Consider the following 20,505-nt stretch of genomic DNA (forward strand, 5'->3'; position numbering starts at 1 on the left):
ACGCTCGAAAGGCCACGACGCCTTACCTTTCAGGCCGTAAGGAACGGAAGTGATGTTTTGGCCAAAGAACTTGATCCTCGCTCATCGATGGCTGCCCTTTTCGGGTCGCGGGTCCGCAGACTCCGCACGGCGGCCGGTCTGACCCAGGCCGAGCTGGGCGAGAGGACGCATGTGGTCAGCACCCGGATCACCCAGATCGAGCGGGCGTCCGGAGCGAAACCGACGTTCGAGCTGGCACGGACGCTCGACACGGTGCTCGGGGCGGACAGCCTGCTCATCGACATGTGGCCGTACGTCTACCGGGAGGCGTTCCCGGACTGGTCGCGGGCGTTCATGGCGTACTCGGAGCGGGCGGTGTCCATTCGTGAGTACGCCGCGCAAGTAGTACCCGGCCTGTTGCAGACGGAGGACTACGCACGGGCCGTGCTGAGCCTCGACCCTCTACTCAGCGGCGAGCGGCAGTTGGAGGAGCGCGTCACCGCTCGTCTCGGACGGCAGGAGCGGCTCCGTTCCCCGGACCGTCCGGAATTATGGGTGGTCCTGGACGAGGCCGTGTTACGTCGCCCGATCGGTAGCCACGCAGTAATGCGATCCCAGTTTGGTCGGTTGCTGGAGGCGGCAGCCGAACCAGACATCACCGTGCAGGTGCTGCCGTTCGACCAGGGCGGTCATGAGGCAATGGGCGGATCCCTAACAGTGCTGACCCTGCCGGACGACGTCGAGGTCTCCTACAAGGAGGGGGCTGACTTCGGTCAACTCGTCGAGGAACCAGCGGATGTGAAGCGCTACGCGGTGACCTACGATCGGCTGCGGGCAGCATCCCTGCCCCCACTCATGTCGCTCGACATGATCCGATCCGTGATGGAGGGCAACGACCGTGGAGCGAGTGTCCCGTCCCGATCTGAACGGCGCCGTGTGGCGCAGGAGCAGCTACAGCAATCAGGCGGGTGGCAACTGCGTGGAGGTGGCCGACGGCATACCCGGCGTCGTCCCCGTCCGTGACAGCAAGCGGCCCGACGGTCCCGCGCTGGTCTTCCCGGCGGCCTCCTGGACCGCCTTCGTTGATGCACTGACGACCGGCCGCAGCCTCTGACCCGCCGTGGCTGGCCTCGACTCGAACGTCGTTTACTGGCGCAAGAGCAGCTATAGCAACCAGGAAGGCGGTAACTGTGTCGAGGTAGCGGGCCTCGACCTGAACAGCGTCGCCTGGCGCACGAGCAGCTACAGCAATCAGGAGGGCGGCGACTGCGTCGAGGTAGGCGACATGACCAGGGTCGTTCCCGTCCGTGACAGCAAGCACCCCGACGGACCGGTGCTGGTCTTCCCGGCGGCCTCCTGGGCCGCCTTCGTTGATGCACTGACGACCGGCCGCAGCCTCTGATCCCCGCTTTGCCTGGCGCCGTTGCGGTGTCCGCCCCACGACGCCGCAACGGCCCGCACCACACACGTTTTCGCGCACAGAGGACAGTTGGGGCATGTTTGGCGGAAATAGGCTCTCCGGCATACGGAACGTCCCCCGGGCACCGCACATCTTCCGGTGCGCAGGCGCGCACGACATCGCGCGCCGATTCACAAGCGAGGGGACTCGAATCATCATGAAGAGCAAACTGACCGCTGTGGCCATTGCGGCCGTCGTCGTCGCGGGCACCGCCGCTACCGCCATCCCGGCCTCGGCCGCCACCGCCAAGGCCGCGCCGACCCGCTGCCACACCGCCGACCTGGAGGCCGGCTTCGCCACGGGGGATGACGCGAAGCCGGAGATGGATCAGACCGAGCAGACCCAGGCGTACATCTGGTTCACCAACCAGAGCAACCGCACCTGCACCCTGTCCGGCTTCGCGGGTGTCGACATGGTTGGCGCTCAGACGACCGACGGCACCTGGTCGCTGGCGCGCTCCTCCAAGACGTCCGAGAAGATCGCCCTGGAGCCGGGAGATACGACGGGCTTCACCATCAACCTGCTCCCGGTGGCCGATTCCACTCCGCAGGAGGAGAAGTTCGTTCCGGCGAAGTTCCTGGTCACCCCGCCGGACGAGACGGAGCACTTCACCCTGGAGTGGCCGTTCGGCGGCCAGATCCTCAAGCAGGACGGCGCCACCCACCCGGGCACGTACCTCAACCCGGTCGGGCTGTAACCACTGAACGGTTCCGAGCCCGCCGGGTCCTCGTACACGGGGGTCCGGCGGGCCGCGAACTCCCCCCAAAGAACCGGGTGAAGAACTACCACGTTCGCCGCAACACAACCGCAAACAGACGACGGCCCCCGCCGGGAGGACACGAACTCGTCCCGGGAGGCCGACCGGCGGTGACAAAATGGCGCCATGGTGCTTCACGTAGGCGTAAAAGCTCTTCGACGGAGACGAGATGAGCTTCGAGGCTCGGCGGAATCGATAGAAGCGCATGGGGAGCTCGGCGATTTAGCCACGGTGGGTCTCCTGCTGTTCTACTCAGCCGAGTGCGGGCTGAAGGAACGGCTCCTTTTCCGCCAGAAGCTGCGCGGCACCGAAGCTTTGGAACCCACCCACGACCTTCGCAAGCTGGCCAAGGACCTCAACCTGCCCCGAACGTTAGGCGCACGTCTCGACAGGCTCCAGAGCTGTCGACTGCATGCGTCGGGAAGCAAGGCCATTCCTTTGGCCGATTTACATCAGGCATGGCGCTACGGTGCGAAGCTTGACGCGGCCGATGAGAAGGAAGCTCAGGAAGCCCTCCGCGCTCTGATCAAATGGTGCGAGCGGGACTAAGGCTAGGAGACGACGAAACCGTGGCCGGTTTGAATGGACTGGAAGGGCTGACGCCCCCAGAACACCTGTTCACCTGGGTAGACGTCGATGAACACCTGACGGCTTTGGCCTCTGCGGGACAGTGGCCCTCATGGCTGCGCGCGGCGGATGGCTGGTGGGATGGCTTAGAGCTCGTGGTGTCCAGCGGCACAGAAGCCGAAGAGGCGAAACGGTGGCTGGACGAGGCATTCGGAGCAGGTTCGACCGAATGGCGTGACAGCATCCTGATGCTGCGGCTCGACGACCCGCGAACGGCCGATTTCACGGGCATGCCCGTCATTCTCAGCCCGGAGCCGGAGAACGCGAACCCACCGCGTCGTATCCCACTGTTGCGCGAGAAGCACATCACCTCGCAGCTGGCCCATCCGCTGGAGCGCCCCGCCGACGATCGGCTTCCCGCCGATGTACAACTGGTGGCGTTCCACTCGTTCAAAGGGGGAGTCGGGCGCACAGTGCACGCCGTCGCAATGGCCGACGCCATTGCCCGTCGAGGCGGAAGCGTCCTGCTGATCGACGCGGACCTTGAAGCGCCGGGAATCACGTGGATGCACAAGGCTCAGGGAGGCCAGCTCGACTTCTGTTACGAGGATCTGCTCGCCCTGCTTCAGGGGTCCGAGGATGGAAGCTGGTCCGCTGCCGTGGACATCGCCGCCGAGTACCTGCCGAACCAACAAGTCGGACGGTTCGCAAGCGGTGGCCGTGTGACCGTGCTCCCCACGAGCAGAAGGCCACAGTTGGGGCCGCCGCGCATCGAACCGGCGGATTTACTGGCGCCTGGACGCCCAGCGTATTTCCTGACGGAGGCGCTGGCGGCGCTCGCCGCACGTGCGGGTGCGGACACCGTGGTGGTGGATCTGCGAGCTGGAGCATCCGAACTGTCGGCACCCATCCTGCTCGACCCACGCGTCCAACGTGTCTTCGTCACCACTCTGAGCCACCAGTCCCTCGCGGGTACCGAGACGTTACTGAAGCAACTAGGACGACGAGCGCCGGCGCTCCAGGGTACCGACCCAGCAAGCTCGGTGATCATTACCCAGTTCCGGCAGGATGTGCACGAAAGCCAAGCGCAAGAGGCACGGAACCAGTTGAGAACTGCGGTGCTCTCCTCGCTGAGGCAGCCCGATGGCACAGCGGACATGGATGCCGGCTCCGGTGAAACCGGTGAAGTTGACTCGGGTGTTCTGTCACAACCCCTGCTCAGTCCATTCCGGGAAGAGCTGCTCGCCCTCCCGTCCAGCTGGGACGCCGTACTGCGCGTGCTGGAAAGCTGCAATGTGACAGACGCTTTGGAATCGATCGTGCCCACTCCGGTCACCCGGACGGAGCCTAAGGCGGACGGGCCACAGGCTGATGTCGATTACACGATGCTTCGCCAGCGCCTCGCGGACACCGCGCAGCCACTCATCTATGCCGAGCGAGCGGGCATGTCCTCGGCCAGCGGCTTCCTTGTGACCGATCCACTCCGCAGACTGCTGGGGGACCATCGCACAGAGCCCCCACTGGCCCTTGTCGTAGGTGCTAAAGGGGCCGGCAAGACCTTTATGTACGCGAAGGCGTGCGCAGCTCGGACGTGGAGCGAGTTCGCCGAGCAGTCGGACATCAAGGGTGTCCGACTGTCCCTGCCGGTCGTCCCCGTGCTGGAGTCCGACAACCTCGACTATGACGACCTGACGACTCAGGATCTCAGAGAATCCTTCGCCGCCATCCACAGCGAAGCAGCGGACACAGCCGGAACGTCTCAAGAGATCAAGGACCGTCTGAGGAAGGGTTTTGCCACACTTGATGCCCGCGACGAGTTGAGTTGGCGGAAATTGTGGCTCGAGTGTCTGGCCATCGCGGCAGGCGTTCCGATGTCGGCCCGGGACGACGCGGAAGCGGCACTCACAGACCTGGGTAAGCGGGCGCGAGCGGTGTTCGTCATCGACGGGCTCGAGGACCTGTTGCAGACCCTGGACAGCGAGGTCAAGCACACAGCACTGCGCGTCCTTCTGATCGACGTGCTTGCCTGGTTGCGTTCGCTGCGCGGGCGCCCTCTCGGCTTGGTCGTCTTCGTACGCCGAGATCTGGTGAAGCGGGCGGTCCGGCAGAACAGCGAGCAACTCCTCGCCCGATACGAACCGTATGCGCTGCGCTGGGACAAAGAGGAAGCGCTGCGCCTCGCGCTGTGGGTCACCGCGCATGCCGACGCCCTGCCCGAGCCCATGCCAGAGTCTGAGATCGCGGAGCTGCCCTACGACGCTCTGGTGGAAGCCCTCATCCCGGTGTGGGGGTGGAAAATGGGTACGGAGAAATCCAAGGAAGCACGCTCCCACCTATGGGTGCCCGCCGCTCTCGGGGACTTCAGGGACCAGGTGCAGGCCAGGGACGTCGTGGTATTCCTGGCCGAAGCAGCTCGTCAGTCGATTCCCCAGGCACAGTGGGAAGACCGCGTGCTCGTACCAAGCGCCATGCGCAAAGCACTGCTCGCATGCAGCAGAATCAAAATCAGCGCGATCCAAGACGAAAGCCAGGAGATCGGTAATCTGTTGAGCCGACTCCAGCAGGTCCGCGAGCCCGTCACGGTGCCTTTCTGGCTGGAGGAGGTAGGGCTGGAGGTACAGGAAGCGGACTTTCTCGTGGACTCCGGCGTCTTCGCACGAGGCAACGATGGCCGCTACTGGGTAGCCGAGATCTACCGGCACGGGCTGGGATACGGCAGTGAGCGAAGGGCCAAGGTGCTGTGGCGGAAGTAAGCGCCCGAGCATCACGCTGACCTTCGCGACGGTCTCCTGGGACGCATTCATACGCGAGCTGAAGACCGGCCGCCGTCCCTGAGTCGGCCAGGGGCCGGTCCCCATCGTCATTCCGGGCCCGCCGGACCCTCGTACGCGGGGGTCCGGCGGGCCGCGGACTCCCTCAAAGAACCGGGATAGAGAACTCCCGCCCACCCACCCTTCTCGCTGGTCACCCGTACGAGTGACCAGCTTGCGGGCGAAGCACGCCGGTCGTTACGTTCACCGCAACACAACCGCAAACAGACGACGGCCCCCGCCGGGACGGCAATCCCGATCGAGGGCCTGACCGATTCAGGAAGAGATGAGCTTCCCGATGGCTGAGCCGCAGTCTAACGCGCCCAAGCGCGCCGACGCCGGAGCTCCGACCTCCGGCGTGATCCACGTCCGTACCCGCCTCACCGCCGACTTCACCGTCATCGCCAACGCCCTCGCGCAGCGGCGCGGAAGCGCGGTCACGATCGGCGTGGCGGCCTACATCTCCTCGCTCCCCGACGGCACCCCCGTGAGCATCGCCGCGCTGTGCGAGCACTTCACCGAGGGCGAGATCCTGATCTCGCGGGCGTTACGGGAGCTGGAGGCCGCCGGCTACCTGGAGCGGCGGCGGGAGCGCGGGCCCGGGGGCGTCATCCGTACCCGGACCTACTTCTACGACGTCCCAGACGGTTGCCCTCCGCCCACCCCACCGCGTCCCCGAAGGTCCCGGCCAAGCCCGGCGCAGGACGTCCCCGCCCCGCGTACGGCACCGCAGGCGCCCGAGCCGTCGGCCCCCTCACTCTCCGAGGCCGAACTCTCCGAGGCCGACGAGCAGGCCGTCACCATCCTGGCCTCGCTGCGCGTCCTCGACCCCCGGCTGATCCTCTCCCGTCGGGACGTCGCCGAACTCGCGCCCGCCGTCGCCCGATGGCTCTCCGCCGGTGTCGGGCCCGCGCAGATCACCCGGGCGCTCACCGCACGGCTTCCCGATCGCCTCCTGACCCGTCCCGCCCGCATCCTCGCCTTCCGGCTCAACGAGGCTCCGCTCCCCGTACCCACCCCGGCCGCCTCACCCAGCCCGCCGCCCGTCCTCCCCTGGCGGACCTGCCACGGCTGCGACCGCGCCTTCCGTTCCGCGACCGGCGGCCGCTGCCGCGACTGCCGAGCCGCCGCCTCCGGCGAGGACCTGCGGGCGGCCTGCTGAGCGACCCCGGTGGGGAGCTGGGCCGAAAGGGGGCTTTTATGGGGCGTTCCGGCACGCTGCCGCGCCATCCGGTGGGCATTCGGATGATCGTGTGAGAAACCATCCGTGCCGCGTCGACCGATGGGATGCGCCGTGCCCCGGTTCACGATGCCCCTCACCGCACCGCCCGCCGCTCCCCGTCCCTGGCTCGCCGAGCCGCCGCCGTTGGTGCGCGGGTACCGGCGTACGGTGCCGCTGCCGTTGCGTCGCGCGGTTGTCGCCGTGACCGGTCCCGGGCTGCGCCGGGCGGCCCTGCGGGGCCTCGGTGGGCTGTCGGCCGTCTCCGGTGCGCTGTGGCTGCGCCGGGTGCGGTGGCGGATGCGCCGGGCGGGGCTGCTGGCGGGGGCCGGACGGATGGTGGTCGCCGACCGGTCGGTGACGGCCGGCCGGCGAGGTGTCGCCCATGTGGCGACCCTGGTCCCCTGCCCCACCCCGCTGTTCGGGCGCGCCGAGAATCTGCGGCTGGTGTGCGCGGCCCTGGACCGGGCGTGCCTGGACCACTTCGTGGTCCGCTGCTACGACGATGCCGGCTCGGCCGTGGGCGTCCGGGCCGATCAGCGGGCGGAGGTGGTCGAGGCGCTGACCGCGCTGTGTGCCGAGGAGGCCGGCTATGTCTCACTGCCCCCGCGGCCCGGCCCGGCGGCGGCCCCGCCCCGGTTCGGCGGTACGCGACGGGCCTGGCGGCGGCTGGCCGCCGCCCCCGTGGTCCGTTTCACCCGTTTCCACGCCGACCCCGGCGGACGGCTGGTCCTCGGCCCGGCGCACGGCTGCGACGTCGAGTTCTGGGAGCCCGGCGGGCAGGGCGAGGAGCGGGTGCTGACCGCGCCGCGCTGCAACCGCGCCACCGCGTCGGTGCCGCTGGTGGGCGAGCCGGTCCGCGCCTGCGGCCAGCTGTTCACCCGGCTCGCCCCGGCCATCGGCTGGCAGCCGGGGCCGCTGGTGCGCACCCGCCCGGAGTTCCTCACCCGGCTGCCGGACGAGGTTCGCTTCCCCATCGACGTCGTCTACACCTGGGTCGACGGCTCGGACCCGCAGTGGCAGCGGCGACGGGCCGCCCTCGCGGACGGGGGCTATCACGCGGAGGCCGCCAACGCCGCCCGCTACGCCAACCGCGACGAGCTGCGCTACTCGCTGCGCTCGCTGTACCTGTACGCCCCCTGGGTGCGCCACATCTATCTGGTGACCGACCGTCAGGTACCCGACTGGCTCGCCACCTCGCACCCGGGGGTCACCGTCGTCGACCACCACGACATCTTCGACGACCCCGGTGTGCTGCCCACCTTCAACTCCCATGCCATCGAGACCCGGCTGCACCACATCGACGGACTCGCCGAACACTTCCTCTACTTCAACGACGACGTCTTCCTCGGCTCACCGGTCACCCCGCAGGACTTCTTCCTCGCCAACGGCGTCTCGAAGTTCTTCCCCTCCCGCGCGCTGATCCCGCTGACCCCCGTGGGCCCCGGCGACGTCCCCGGATCGGCGGCGGGCAAGAACAACCGGGCCCTGCTGGAGGAGCGGTTCGGCACGGCCGTCACCCAGAAGATGAAGCACACCCCGCACGCCCTGCGCACCAGCGTCCTCGCCGAGATCGAGCGGGAGTTCCCGGAGGCGGTCCGCGCCACCACGGCCAGCCGGGTGCGGTCGGCCTCGGACATCTCCGTACCGTCCTCGCTCCACCACTATTACGCCTTCCTGACCGGACGCGCGGTCCCCGCCCAGCTGCGCCACGACTACGTCGACCTGGCCCAGCCGACCGTCCGCGCCCGGCTGGCCGGACTGCTGCGGACCCGCCACTGCCAGGCGTTCTGCCTCAACGACACGGTCTCCTCCGAACACGACCTCGAGGACCAGCCGGCCCTGGTCCGCGCCTTCCTCGACGCCTACTTCCCCCTCCCCAGCCCGTTGGAGCGGGCCGTCACCCGGCAGGAGACCCGGTACGGCCTCCGGGCGGGCGGACGGGGCGTATCGGCGGGCGCGGGCGCCGCCCGTACGTAGTGCTACGCGGGCCCCACCCGTACGTAGTGCTCCAGCCGGACGCCGGGCAGGCACAGCGAGTAGGCCAGCCGGAAGGGGCCGGTCAGCGTGGCCGCCTTCGCCGGGTGTGCCTCGGGCTCATCGGCTGCGATCAGCCATGCCGATCGCGTCCCGTCCAGCCGCCGCAGCAGCTCGGCGGGGCCGACGTCGATCCCGTAGAGCGTTCCGGAGGCGGGACCGGGGGTCTTGAGCGCGATGTCCCGCAGACCGGCGAGGGGGCGCGGATAGGCGATCGCGATCCGCCGCTCCTTGGGCGGGTCGTACAGCACGGGGTCGCCCGGCCGGGTGAGCCGGCCCAGCGTGGCGGCCAGTGCCGCCAGGTCGTCCTGGCGGCTGAACGGCTGCCGTTCCCACTGGTGCAGCGGGAGCTGCCAGACGAAGGCGCCGCCGACCGCGAGGACCCCGGCCGCGGCGACCCCGGCCCCGGTGACCCCGGCCCTGGCTACCTTGGTCACGGCCAGCCCGGTGGCCGCCCGGGAAACGCGCGGCCGGTCCGCCACCGCCCCCGCCAGCCGGTCCGCCCCCGCCGCGGCCAGCAGGGGGACGCCCGCGAGAGCGAAGAGCAGATAGCGCTCGTGGAAGCAGGGGCGGTAGAGGGCGAGCGCGAAGAGCAGAACGGGCGGAACGCAGACGAGGGGAAGGGCCACGGCGGTCAGCGACCCCCGCCGGGGGCGGACCAGGGCGACGGCGATCAGCAGGAGGTTGCCGGCCAGGACGAGCGCGCTGGGTCCCGCGAACTCCTCGGCCATCGCCCACAGGCGGCCCAGCGTCGGAGGGCGCATCCAGGCGAGTTGCGCGCTCTGCCGCCGGGCCAGCACCGCCAGCGGCACCACCGCCACCACCGCCCCGGCCGCCGCGGTGCCCCAGCCCCACCACACGCGGCGCGGGGCGCGCGAGAGAAGCAGCGTCAGGGCGTGCGCGGTGAGCAGGAGCACCGCGAAGACGTGCAGCAGCGCGGTCACGGCCACCACACCCCCGTACGCCGCCCACCGCCACCCCGCCGCGCGGGCCCTCGTAGCGGACCCACCTGGTCCGGCGACCGGACCCGGTCCGGAGGCCGGACCCGGCGCCAGCGCCGGCGCGGCCCGCGCCAGGCGAGGCACGTCGCCGCGGACCGGTGACACGTCGATGGAGGCAGGTGGCACATCGGCGGAAGCAGGTGGCACGTCGCCGCAGGCCGATGGCAGGTCAGTGGGGGCCGATGGCACGTCGCCGCAGGCCGGTGACACGTCGGCGGGAGCAGGTGGCACATCACCGCGAACCGGTGACACATCACCGCAGGCCGATGGCACGTCGCCGCAGGCCGGTGACACGTCGCCGCAGGCCGGTGACACGTCGCCGCAGGCCGGTGACACGTCGCCGCAGGCCGGTGGCACGTCGCCGCAGGCCGGTGGCACCTCGGCGGGAGCAGGTGACACGTCGCCGCAGGCCGGTACTGCCGAACGGCTCGGTGTGCCCGGTGGCGTCCCGCCCGTGGCCCCGGCCGGGCCGGACGCCACCCCGGAACCGGGTGCGGACGCCGCAGGCGGTGCCGTCCTGCCCACGGGCCCGGCCGGGCCGGACGCCGCCTCGGGGCCTGGTGTGGGCGCCGGACCCGGCGCGGCCCGGCCCAGCGGCGCGGCCCGGCCCGGCGGCGCGGGCCGCGGGGCGAGCCCGGCCGCGCCCATCAGCAGATACGTCGCCCAGGCCGCGCCCGCCGCGACCAGCGCGTAGGAGCGGCCCTCCTGGGCGTAGTGGGTGACCACGGGCGTGGCCGCGTAGAGCAGTCCGGCCCACAGGCCCACCCGGGGCCGGGCGAGGCGGCAGCCCAGGGCGGCGACGAGGCCGGTGGCGGCCACGGCGGCCAGCACCGACGGCAGACGCATGGTCACCTCGGTGGGCCAGGCCGCCAGCACCGGGTGCATCAGCAGGTAGTAGAGCCCGTGGACGGCGTCCACGGTGCTGAGCGTGTCGCGGATCTGAGGGAGGGTCCGCCGCGCCATCTGGTACGTCGCGGACTCGTCACGCCACATCGTGCCCCGGTCCAGGCCCCACAGCCCCAGCCAGAGCATGACGGCCATCGGTACCACGACCGCCGTCGGCACGGAGACCGCCGTCGGCACGGGAATCGCACGCTTGCGCCCGTTCACGCTCACCTCACCGGTCCCGGCCAAGAGCAGCCGGGAGCAGAAACAACAAAAGGCATAAATACGACTATTCGCCTACAGTGTGCAGTCAGGACGACTCATCCGCCGCGAAGGGCACGCGCCATGAACCGCCTCGGTATCGAAAGTCCCCGCGGTCTCGTGGCCTTCGCCGCGCTGACCGGGTGTCTGGTGACCATGGCGGTGGCGGCGCTCACCGACGCCGGAGGGCTCTTCGTCGCCGCCGGGCTGGCCGGCTGCGGCTGTGAGCTGCTGCTGCACCGCACCGAGCCGGGGCTGATGAGCCGTCTGGGGCGGCTGCACATGGGCGCCACCTCACGCTTCGAGTTCCGCTGCGTCCTGCTGCTCCTGCTGCTCGGCCGACTCCATGTCACCGGCCCCGTCGGACTGGCCGCGGCCATGACGCTGGTGCTGTGCCTGCTGGCCGGCCAGGCCCTGCACGCCGCGCTCACCACGCTGATCCGGCGGCGCCGCCGCCTCGCGGTCGCGGCCCGCAACATCGACCTGCGCCGACTGGACATCAGCGACCGGCCGCCGCGCAGACTCACCGAATGGCCCGGTCAGCGGATGCTGGTCTACGAGCTGTCCGCCCTGCTCGGGCTGACCGCGTCGCTGGCCACCGGCGACGCCCGCTGGGTGGTGGCGGCGCTCGCCCTCGCCGCCGGCTCCTGCCTGATCACGGTGGTGGCGCTGGTTCCGTACCTCGTCCGGACCGTCCGCCGGCTGCCCGGCACCGCACAGGTGCTGGCCGAGGTCAACGCCTGGCTGGTCCGTCGCCGCCCCCGCACGGTGCTGTACTTCTCCGGCCCGCGCGACCGCGCCCACCAGGTCACCCGGTGGCTGGGGGCGGTGGCTGCGCTGCCCACCCCGTCCCTGGTCATCCTGCGCGAACGGGAGCTGCTGGCGGCGCTGGAGCCCACCCCGCTGCCGGTGCTGTGCGTGCCGAGCGCCGCGCATCTGGCGCAGCTGGACCTGAGCGGAGTGCGGGTCGCGCTCTACCCCGCCAACACCGGCTGGAACATCCACCTGCTGCGTGTCCCCACCATGCAGCACGTCTTCCTGGCTCCCGGCGACGACGACCGGGCCGCGGCCGTCGATCCGTACAGCAAGGTCTACGACCAGGTGTGGGTCGCGGGCGAGGCGGGACGCCGGCGCCATGTCCAGGCGGCGGTCGGCGTCGAGGACGCCGACATCGTGGAGATCGGCCGCCCCCAGCTGGACGGTCTGCGCGTCGCCGGGACCGGCGGCCACGCCCCCGCGCCGAAGATCCCCACCGTGCTGTACGCGCCCGCCGGGGACGAGCCCGGCGCGCCGGGTGAGCCGATCGTACGGGCGCTGCTGGACAGCGAACGCCCGGTCCGGGTGGTCTACCGGCCGCATCCCCCCACCGGCCGCCGCTCCCCCGAGGCCCGCGCCGCCCACCGCCGTATCGTCGCCCTGATCCACGCCGCGAACGAGCGGCGCGCCGCGGACCTGATCGGCGACGTCGGCACCGTCGGTGAGGCCGGCAACGTCGGTGAGAACGGCAACGTCGGCGAGGACTCCGAGAACGCCGAGGACGCCGAGGCGCTGCGCACCGAGGCCGCCCGCCGCCGCGCCGAACTGGCCAAACGCATCGCCGCGCTGGACGCCCGGCTGCGCCGGGCGGACGCCGACGAGGCCATGCTCACCCGGGACCACGCCGCACCCGACGCGGCCCTGCTGACCGAGGCCGAGGCGCTGCGCCGGCAGTGGCACCAGGCCCACTGGGCGGCCTCACCGCCCTGGCTGCACCAGGTGATCGAGGGGGACGCCCCCACCCTCCACTCCTGCTTCGACCAGGCCGATCTGCTGATCGGCGACCTCTGCGGCGTGGTCGGCGACTTCCTCGCCACCCTCAAGCCGTACGCGCTCACCACCCCGGTGGGGCTCACCGAGGAGGAGTTCCGGCGGCAGAACCCGCTGGCGAGGGCGGCCTATCTGCTCGGTCCCGGGGCATCCGGTATGGACGACGTCCTGCGCCCGCTCTTCGACCCCTCCCTCGACGAGCTGCGCACCGCCCGCCACGAGGTGAAGGAGTTTCTGCTCGGCCCCGCCACCCCACCGTCCACCCAGCGCTTCACCGACGCGGTCGACGCGCTCGCCGAGAAGGGCGAGACGATCGTCCGGCTGCGCGACCTCCACCCGGCCCCGCCGCCCGGCGCCGGACACTGGTCCGTCACCCGGTAGCAGCGCATCCCCGCATCTGTCCCCCGGTAGCAGCGCATTCCCACACTCGTCATCACCCGGTAGCCGCACATCCCGCACCCGTCACCCAGCAGCAAGCAGCACATCCCCGCACCGCTCACCCAGCAGCAGCACATCCCCACATCCGTCACCCGGTAGCAGCGCATCCCACACCCGGACCTCACCCCAGGCCCGCACCATGAGCTCCCACCCCGGCCCCGCCCCCCAGGAGCCCCCTCCCGACGCCTCCTGAGCCCCCCCGCATCCCCTCCGGAGCCAGCATGCCGCGCAACTCCCGCCCCGGCCCGCCTCCCCGTGTCAGCGTGATCGTCCCCGCCCGTGACGCCATGCCCGGGATCACCCGGGCCGTCACCTCCGTCATGGAGCAGACCATCGGGCTCAGCCGCCTCGACATCGTCGCCGTCGACGGCGGATCGGCCGACGGCACCGCGGCGGAGCTGGACCGGCTCGCCGCCGGCTGCCCCTCGCTCCGCGTCGTCCACCAGGAGAGCCCCCGCGTCCCCGGCGGACCCGGCAGCCCCGGCGGCCTCGGCGGCCTCCGCAACACCGGGCTGGGCCTCGCCCGCGGCGACTTCGTCTTCTTCCTCGACGCCGACGCCCATCTGGCGCCCGACGCGCTGCGCCGCATGGTCGCGATGGCCGACCAGAACGGTACCGACGTGGTCCTGGGGAAGATGGTCTCGCCGGACGGGCGCGGCGTGCCCAAGGCGGTGTTCCGCCACAACCAGCTGCGCACCGATGTCCACAGCTCCCACGCCTACGCCACGCTGGAGCCCTGCAAGCTCTTCCGCCGCGCCCTGGTCGAACGGCTCCGGCTGCGCTTCCCCGCCCACCTCCGCCACGGCGAGGGCAAGCCCTTCACCGCGGCCTCCTACCTCAACGCCTCGGGGATCTCCGTCGTCGCCGACTACGACTGCTACCACCTGGGCCGGTCCCCCGGTCCCGGCCGCACCGCCCTCGGTGTGGCCGACCGTGTCGACGCCATGCGGCCACTGTTCGAGACCGCCGCCCGCCACACCCGGCCCGGCCCCCGCCGGGACGCGGTGATGCGCCACCACATCCGGCGGGAGCTGTGCCCGGCCCTGCGCGCGCTGCCGCGCGAGGACGAGACCGAGGCCCGGGAGCGGTTCTTCCCCGAGCTGCGCCGGTGGGCGCGGGCCCACTGCTCCGACGCGCTCTTCGCCACCCTCCCCGCATCCGAGCGGCTGATGGTCCATCTGCTGCGCACCGGCCGCTTCGACGATCTGCTGTCCGTCGTGCGCGACGCCGAGCGGGACGCCCGCCGCGGTCATCTCGTCGAGAAGGGCAGCGTCTACTGGCTGCACCCCTTCTTCCGCGACCCCGACGCCGACGTCCCCGACGCCTGCTTCGACGTGACCGACCGGCTGCCGGTCCGCCACCACCTCGCGGGCGCCGGCTGGCACGGCGGCAGCACCCTGCGGGTACGCGGCCGGGCGGCCATCGAGGGGCTGCCGGCCGACCCCGAGGAGGACCGCGCCGAGCTGGTGCTGCGCCGCCGCGAGGCACGGGACGAGTTGCGCATCCCGGTGGTGGCCACGGCGGAGCACGACCCGTCCGAGTTCGAGGCGGACATCGACATCGCCACCGCCGACGGCGGCGCACCGCTGCGCCCCGGCGTCTGGGACGTCTTCCTCGACGTCCGCGCCCAGGGCATCAGCCGCACCGTACGGTTCGGCAACCGCCATGACGACGGCCTCGACATCGGCACCGCACGCCGGGTGGTGGCCGCCGGGCCCGGTCTGCGCGCCCGGGTCACGCCCTACTTCACCAGCCCGTACCGCAATCTCTCCCTCGACATCGGCCCGGCCCCGCGCGGCGCGCCCTGCGAGGTGACCGAGGCCGTGTGGCATCCGTCGGACAAGGGCACCCTGGTCGTCGCCGGACGGCTGCTGCCGCCCGGCACCCCGGCGCGCGGCCGGCTGCTGCGGCTGCGCGCCGAGCACACCGACGGCCGGGTCCACGACCAGCCGGTGCGGTTCGCCGCGGGGCACCCGGCGGGCGCCTTCACCGCCCGGCTGCCGGTGCGGGATCTCAGCCGCGGCCGGTGGACGGTGACGCTGGCCGTCATCGCGCCCGACGACCCCGGCCCGGGGCGCGCCGCGCCCGCCGCGCCCGTACCGCCGCCCGCCCGGCTGCCCGGCGCCCGCTGGGTGCGCCGGGGCCGCCCGTACTACGCCAAACCCCTCACGGGGCGCGGCGAGGTGACCCTGGAGCTGCGGGTGGCCCCGGTCCGGCTGCTCGCCGCCGTACGCAACCGGCTGCGCAGCTGGTGAGCCCGTACGCACCCGGCCGCGCCGGTGTACCGTACGCGACCGGCTGACGGTGAACCGGCCGCCCACCGGCGCGCCGGGCTGACCAGCGGGCGCCGCACCGGACAGCCAACCGCGAGTCACCGCGGCGGCCGGCGGTCACCGCCGGTACGCGGCAGCCGGCGGTCACCACCGGTACGCGGCAGCCGGCGGTCACCACCGGTACGCGGCAGCCGGCGGTCACCACCGGTACGCGGCGGCCGGCGGTCACCACCGGTGCGGCCACCGGCCGGCGCCATCGCAGCCGCTGCTCCCAGGACTCACCGCCGCAGCCGCCGCCGCACCCCCGTGACGACCTTGATCGGGGCCACCTCCAGGGCCAGGGCCCGAGCCGGGCCCAGGGCCACCGGTTTGGCGTAGTAGGGACGGCAGCCGAAGCGGAGCCAGCGGGTCGCGGCCAGCCGGTCGAAGTGCGGCACGACCGCGGTGCGGCACGGCCCCTCCTCCCCGGGGCCGTCCATGATCAGCGTCAGCGTCCAGCAGCCGGTGCCCAGCCTGCCGACCGGCAGCCGGGCGGTGAAGACGGCGGCGGAGCCGCCCGGTTCACAGTGCGCCGGCACCTCGTGCACCGTGCCCGTCCCGCCCTCGGCGCGCAGCCGCAGCGTGCCGCCCTCCCGCGCGGCCTCCTCCGTCAGCCGTCCGCCGACCAGCAGGGTGCTCCTGGTGCGCCACAGGGCCCGGAGCACCTGGCAGGGCGGGTCGAGCGGGTGGGCGACCTCGCCGACGTCGAGCGAGAGATTGCCGTACGGGGTGAAGTACGGCACCACCGCCACGGGCCCCTGGGGCGTGCTGACGCGGCGCCGGGACGGATGGGTGGCCTCGCCGCCCTCGCGGCGGTTGCCGAACCGCACGGTACGGCTGACGCCCTGGGCGCGGACGTCCAGGTAGATGTTCCACAGCCCCCGTTCGAGCGGGGCCCCGCCGTCGGCGGTGGCCGGGTCGATCTCGGCGGTGAAGCCCGCCATCTCGTAGCGCCGCCCCTCCCCGGGCAGCGGATGGGCCGAGAGGCACGGTGTGGTGGGCAGCCGGACCTCGGGACGGTCGGCCCGGTACTTGCGCAGCACGATCTCGGTGGCCGGGTCGAGGGCGTCGACGTCCTCGATATAGGCGTGGCCGGCCAGCCGCAGCACCCCGCCGTGCCATCCGGCCGCCTCCAGATGGTGGTGGACCGGCAGCCGGTCGGTCACGTCGAAGCACATGTCCGGGACGGCGGCGGCGTGGTCCCGGAAGAACGGGTGCAGCCAGTAGACGCGGCCCTTGTCGACGAGATGGCCGCGCCGCTCGTCGCGTCTGGCGTTCCGGGCCACGGTCAGCACCTCGTCGAAGCGGTCGGCGCGCAGCAGATGGATCAGCAGCCGGTCGGGGGCGTCGAGCCGCTGGAAGAGGGCGTCGGTCACCCAGGTCCTCGCCCAGTGCCGGAACTGCGGGAAGAACCGCTCCCGCGCGTCCTCTTCGCTCTCGCGGGGCAGCAGGGCGCGCAGCGGTCCGCACAGCTCCCACTCCACATGGCGGCGCATGATCTGGTCCCGGCGCGGGCCCGGCTCCAGATAGCGTGCCACGGTCTCGAAGCACAGCCGGGTGCCGTCCATGCGGTGGGCGAGGTCGGCGGCGGTGAGGGTGAGGTTGGAGCGGTTCTCGCGGTAGCGGACGTAGTAGCAGTCGTAGTCGGCGACCACGGATATCCCGGAGGCGTTGAGGTAGGCGGCCGCGGTGAACGGCTTGTCCTCGCAGTTGCGGTAGGGCGGAAAGCGCAGGTGCAGCCGCTCGATGAGGGAGCGCCGGAACAGCTTCCAGGGGCCCAGCGTGAGGTAGGCGTGGGAGGAGAAGACGTCGGTGCGCGGCTGGTTGTGCTGGAAGACGGCGCGGGGCACGGCGCGTCCTCCCACGGAGGCTATTCGCCCGAGGACGACGTCGGTGCCGTTGGCGTCGGCCATGGCCACCATGCGGCGCAGCGCGTCCGGTCCCAGATAGTCGTCGGAGTCGAGGAAGAAGACGAAGTCGCCCCGGGCGTGGTCCAGCCCGGTGTTGCGGGGGACGCCCGCGCAGCCGGAGTTCTCCTGGTGGAAGACGCGGAGCGCGGGGCAGGTGCGGGCGAGCCGCTCCAACTGCTCGCCGGTGCCGTCGGTCGAGCCGTCGTCCACGGCGATGATCTCGACCCGGTCCTGGCCGAGGGTCTGGTCCATCGCGGAGGTGACGGCACGGGTCAGCTCCGGCAGGGCGTTGTAGGCGGGGATGATCACGCTGACACGAGGTCGGGACACAGCGGGCATGAGACGGCCTCCTGACTCCGGGCTCGGACACGGACGTGGCGGACCGGGATCGACCGATCGGGCTCGACGGACCGGGGCCCAACGGACCGGGCCTGACGGACTGGGGCTGGGCGGACCGCGATCGACGGACCGGGGCCCGGCGGACCGGGCCCGACGGACCGCGATCACTCGGCGGTGAGGACGCCGCCGCGCGGTCCCGCCGTATCGCTCTGGCCGCCGGCCGGTCCCGCCGTAGCGCTGTCGCCGCCCACCGGCCCCGCCGATGCGCTGTCGCCGCCGACCGGCAGCAGCCGCGCCCGTGGCGCGGACGTGGACGGGACCGGGAGCTCCGTGTCGTCCTGGCCCAGCATCAGGGTCCGCACCACCCGCTCGGCCGCGTGGCCGTCGTCGAACCGGCAGAAGCGGGCCCGGAAGGCGGTGCGCAGCGCGGTCGCGTCCGCGTCGCACCAGCGGCCCTCGCGGAAGACCTCGACCAGCTCCCGCTCGGTGCGGGCGACGGCCCCGGGGGTCTCGCCGGGGGACCCGGAGAGCAGGTCGAAGTAGACGCCGCGGGAGGACCGGTAGATGTCCCAGTCGTCGGCGTAGATCACGATGGGGCGGTCCAGGAGGGCGTAGTCGAACATCATCGACGAGTAGTCGGTGATCAGCGCGTCGGCCGCCAGGCACAGCTCCTCCACCGACCGGTGGCGCGAGACGTCGATCACCAGCCCGGCCTCCTGGAGCCGGGCCAGCTGGTCCTGCGGCCGGTAGGAGTAGTGGGCGCGCACCAGCAGCGTCGTCCGCGGGCCGAGCTCGCGGCTGAGCCGCTCCAGGTCCAGCCGGGGGGTGAAGCCCTTCTGGTAGTCGCGGAGGGTGGGCGCGTAGAGGAGGGCGGTGTGTCCGGCCGGGATGCCCAGCTGTTCGCGGATGCGCCGGATGTCGTCCTCGGACGCGGTGAAGAAGACGTCATTGCGCGGATATCCGTATTCCAGCAGCCGGTACGAGGCGGGGTAGACGCGTTCCCAGATCTGGCTGGAGTGCGGATTGGAGGAGAGGGCGAAGTCCCAGCGGTCGATGCGCTTGAGCAGATTGCCGAAGCTCATCCCGCCCGCGGCGGCCGGATAGCGCTGCTGGTCCAGTCCCATGCATTTGAGCGGGGTGCCGTGGAAGGTCTGCACATGGACCGTGCCCGGCCGTTTCACCACCTCATTGGCGAAGTTGACGTTGTTGATGAGGTATTTCGCGCGGGCCACGGCGCGGTAGTAGTCGCGGGTGCCCGGGATGACGTGGTCGACGCCGTCCGGGAGGGACGCGATCTCCGACTTCCTGACCACCCACACCCCGTGGATCTCCGGCGCCAGCTCCCGTGCCTTGTGGTAGATGGCCGCCGGGTTGCACAGCACCCCGCGGCCCCAGTACGCGGAGTACACGGCCAGCCGGTCGTCCACCGGCCGCCGCCGGTGCAGCCCGTACAGGGTCCGCTTGGCCTGTGCGGCCAGGGGCGGCCGGACGGTCCGGCGCAGCTTGCGGGCCGCGGCGACCGCCCGTACCGACAGTTCGTGCTCCCGGTAGCGGATAAAGGAGCCGGCCGCCAGCGCCTCGAAACGCCACCGGCCCTCCACCGGCGGGGTGAATCCCACGGGGAGGTGGTCGCGGTACCACTCGGCGGCCCGGCGGAAGAAGCGCGGCCGGTCCGCCGTCGCCACCCGGGAGGTGCGGTCCAGGCAGAACAGGAAATGCGAGACGGCCCGTTCGAAGAGCAGCGGGCGCAGGGGCTCCAGCTGCGGCCGGTCGTCGAGGAAGTCGAAAAGCCGGGCGTATTGCTGGAAGATGACGAAATGCTTCTCCCCGGGGCTTCCCGTACTGGCCCCGACCCGCCGCTGCCGGTATTCCAGGCCCACCAGATCCACACAGGCTATGCGCCGCGCGGTGAGCATCGTCTTGTACGAGAGCAGGGCGTCCTCGTAGATGCCCTCGCTGAACGCGAAGCCATGGCGGGTGTAGAAACCGCGGTGGTAGACGCGGTTGGACGACATCGCGAAGAGCCGCAGGAATTCCGGGCGTTCGACGACGGAGAAGACATCGGTGCCCGCCGAGGCCAGCAGGTCCCCGAAGATGCTCGGGGCCCGGCGCTCCGACCAGTAGGTGCGGACGTGGTTGAAGTAGAGGATGTCCGGGTCGTGGGTCAGGGCGAGCCGGTCGGCGAGGCCCTGGAGGGTGCCGGGGGCGAGGGTGTCATCACCGTCCAGGAAGAGCAGATAGTCCCCGCCGGCCCGCTCGACCCCGGCGTTACGGGCCTGGCCCGGCCCGGAGTTGACCCGCTGGTGCACGGGCACGACCCGGCTGTCGCGCGCCGCGTACGCGTCGATGATCGCGCCGCAGTGGTCCGGTGAGCAGTCGTCGACGGCGACCACCTCGAGGTCGTCGAACGACTGCGTCAGTACGGAGTCCAGGCAGGCGCCCAGATAACCCTGGACGCGATAGGCGGCGATGACGATGGTGAAGCGGGGCATAAGGCTCCTCGGGACACGGCGGCGGTTCGAGGCGCGAAGCACTCACTGTCCCCCACGCTAGGTGGATTCACCCCGATATGCCCGTTAAGTCGCCGACAGAGGCGCCCACGCGGGTGACGATGTTCCCCTGATGCCGCCGGCGCCCGGTCGCGGGTCGGCCCGGTCGCGGGTCGGCCCGGTCGCGGGTCGGCCCGGTGCCGGTTCCGCTCGCCGGCGGCCGCCAGAACGGCAAG

General features: G+C 71.7%; 13 protein-coding genes. 10 read left to right on the forward strand and 3 right to left on the reverse strand.

The genetic code is table 11. The features are described 5' to 3' along the window. Nucleotides 1-87 precede the first annotated feature (87 nt). The 8 genes from PS467_RS17165 to PS467_RS17200 all read left to right on the forward strand — a co-directional run bounded on the left by PS467_RS17165 (nt 88) and on the right by PS467_RS17200 (nt 8,771). Nucleotides 88-1,002, forward strand: coding sequence for a helix-turn-helix domain-containing protein (locus PS467_RS17165; RefSeq protein ID WP_311036031.1), 915 nt, complete (start codon nt 88-90; stop codon nt 1,000-1,002). Then, entirely contained in the window at nt 965-1,093 is a 129-nt protein-coding gene (locus tag PS467_RS17170) for a DUF397 domain-containing protein (RefSeq protein WP_311036032.1), read from the forward strand. Before PS467_RS17165 ends, PS467_RS17170 begins: the two co-directional genes overlap by 38 nt. A 6-nt stretch (nt 1,094-1,099) precedes the next feature. After that, the gene (locus tag PS467_RS17175; RefSeq protein WP_311036033.1) at nt 1,100-1,381 is read left to right on the forward strand and encodes a DUF397 domain-containing protein; all 282 of its coding nucleotides are present in this window, start codon (nt 1,100-1,102) and stop codon (nt 1,379-1,381) included. A 214-nt stretch (nt 1,382-1,595) separates the two neighbouring features. Next, entirely contained in the window at nt 1,596-2,135 is a 540-nt protein-coding gene (locus PS467_RS17180) for a DUF4232 domain-containing protein (RefSeq protein WP_311036034.1), read from the forward strand. A gap of 186 nt (nt 2,136-2,321) precedes the next feature. After that, on the forward strand, nt 2,322-2,744 hold the full coding sequence (locus PS467_RS17185) for a hypothetical protein (protein ID WP_311036035.1): 423 nt from the start codon (nt 2,322-2,324) through the stop codon (nt 2,742-2,744). Between the two features lie 20 nt (nt 2,745-2,764). Beyond that, the gene (locus tag PS467_RS17190) at nt 2,765-5,515 is read left to right on the forward strand and encodes a KGGVGR-motif variant AAA ATPase (RefSeq protein ID WP_311036036.1); all 2,751 of its coding nucleotides are present in this window, start codon (nt 2,765-2,767) and stop codon (nt 5,513-5,515) included. A 355-nt stretch (nt 5,516-5,870) separates the two neighbouring features. After that, nucleotides 5,871-6,734 (forward strand): hypothetical protein, encoded by an 864-nt coding sequence (locus tag PS467_RS17195; RefSeq protein WP_311036037.1) that lies wholly within the window; start codon nt 5,871-5,873, stop codon nt 6,732-6,734. Nucleotides 6,735-6,839: 105 nt separating this feature from the next. Continuing rightward, the gene (locus PS467_RS17200) at nt 6,840-8,771 is read left to right on the forward strand and encodes a stealth family protein (RefSeq protein WP_432280594.1); all 1,932 of its coding nucleotides are present in this window, start codon (nt 6,840-6,842) and stop codon (nt 8,769-8,771) included. Nucleotides 8,772-8,773: 2 nt separating this feature from the next. Here the strand turns inward: PS467_RS17200 and PS467_RS17205 are convergent, their stop codons facing one another. After that, nucleotides 8,774-10,870, reverse strand: coding sequence for a hypothetical protein (locus tag PS467_RS17205; RefSeq protein ID WP_311039886.1), 2,097 nt, complete (start codon nt 10,868-10,870; stop codon nt 8,774-8,776). Nucleotides 10,871-11,059: 189 nt separating this feature from the next. Between PS467_RS17205 and PS467_RS17210 the strand changes: the two genes are divergently transcribed. Together PS467_RS17210 and PS467_RS17215 are read left to right on the forward strand one after the other, a co-directional pair. After that, nucleotides 11,060-13,162 carry a hypothetical protein gene (locus PS467_RS17210; protein WP_311036038.1) on the forward strand — a complete coding sequence of 701 codons (2,103 nt, stop codon included), beginning with the start codon at nt 11,060-11,062 and terminating at the stop codon, nt 13,160-13,162. 278 nt (nt 13,163-13,440) lie between these two features. Further along, nucleotides 13,441-15,474, forward strand: a complete 2,034-nt coding sequence (locus PS467_RS17215) for a glycosyltransferase (protein ID WP_311036039.1) — start codon at nt 13,441-13,443, stop codon at nt 15,472-15,474. A 296-nt stretch (nt 15,475-15,770) separates the two neighbouring features. Here PS467_RS17215 and PS467_RS17220 read toward each other — a convergent pair whose 3' ends face one another. After that, entirely contained in the window at nt 15,771-17,780 is a 2,010-nt protein-coding gene (locus PS467_RS17220; protein ID WP_311036040.1) for a glycosyltransferase family 2 protein, read from the reverse strand. A 164-nt stretch (nt 17,781-17,944) separates the two neighbouring features. Further along, entirely contained in the window at nt 17,945-20,272 is a 2,328-nt protein-coding gene (locus PS467_RS17225) for a bifunctional glycosyltransferase/CDP-glycerol:glycerophosphate glycerophosphotransferase (protein ID WP_311036041.1), read from the reverse strand. Nucleotides 20,273-20,505: the final 233 nt, after the last annotated feature.

The organism is Streptomyces luomodiensis (assembly GCF_031679605.1).
Lineage (GTDB): Bacteria > Actinomycetota > Actinomycetes > Streptomycetales > Streptomycetaceae > Streptomyces > Streptomyces luomodiensis.

What these genes read in the sequence shown, in the direction of transcription:
- PS467_RS17220 (WP_311036040.1), bottom strand. Translation starts at nt 17,780, where the DNA reads ATGCCCGCTGTGTCCCGACCTCGTGTCAGCGTGATCATCCCCGCCTAC.
- PS467_RS17195 (WP_311036037.1), top strand. Translation starts at nt 5,871, where the DNA reads ATGGCTGAGCCGCAGTCTAACGCGCCCAAGCGCGCCGACGCCGGAGCT.
- PS467_RS17180 (WP_311036034.1), top strand. Translation starts at nt 1,596, where the DNA reads ATGAAGAGCAAACTGACCGCTGTGGCCATTGCGGCCGTCGTCGTCGCG.
- PS467_RS17225 (WP_311036041.1), bottom strand. Translation starts at nt 20,272, where the DNA reads ATGCCCCGCTTCACCATCGTCATCGCCGCCTATCGCGTCCAGGGTTAT.
- PS467_RS17215 (WP_311036039.1), top strand. Translation starts at nt 13,441, where the DNA reads ATGCCGCGCAACTCCCGCCCCGGCCCGCCTCCCCGTGTCAGCGTGATC.
- PS467_RS17205 (WP_311039886.1), bottom strand. Translation starts at nt 10,870, where the DNA reads ATGGCCGTCATGCTCTGGCTGGGGCTGTGGGGCCTGGACCGGGGCACG.
- PS467_RS17210 (WP_311036038.1), top strand. Translation starts at nt 11,060, where the DNA reads ATGAACCGCCTCGGTATCGAAAGTCCCCGCGGTCTCGTGGCCTTCGCC.
- PS467_RS17185 (WP_311036035.1), top strand. Translation starts at nt 2,322, where the DNA reads ATGGTGCTTCACGTAGGCGTAAAAGCTCTTCGACGGAGACGAGATGAG.
- PS467_RS17165 (WP_311036031.1), top strand. Translation starts at nt 88, where the DNA reads ATGGCTGCCCTTTTCGGGTCGCGGGTCCGCAGACTCCGCACGGCGGCC.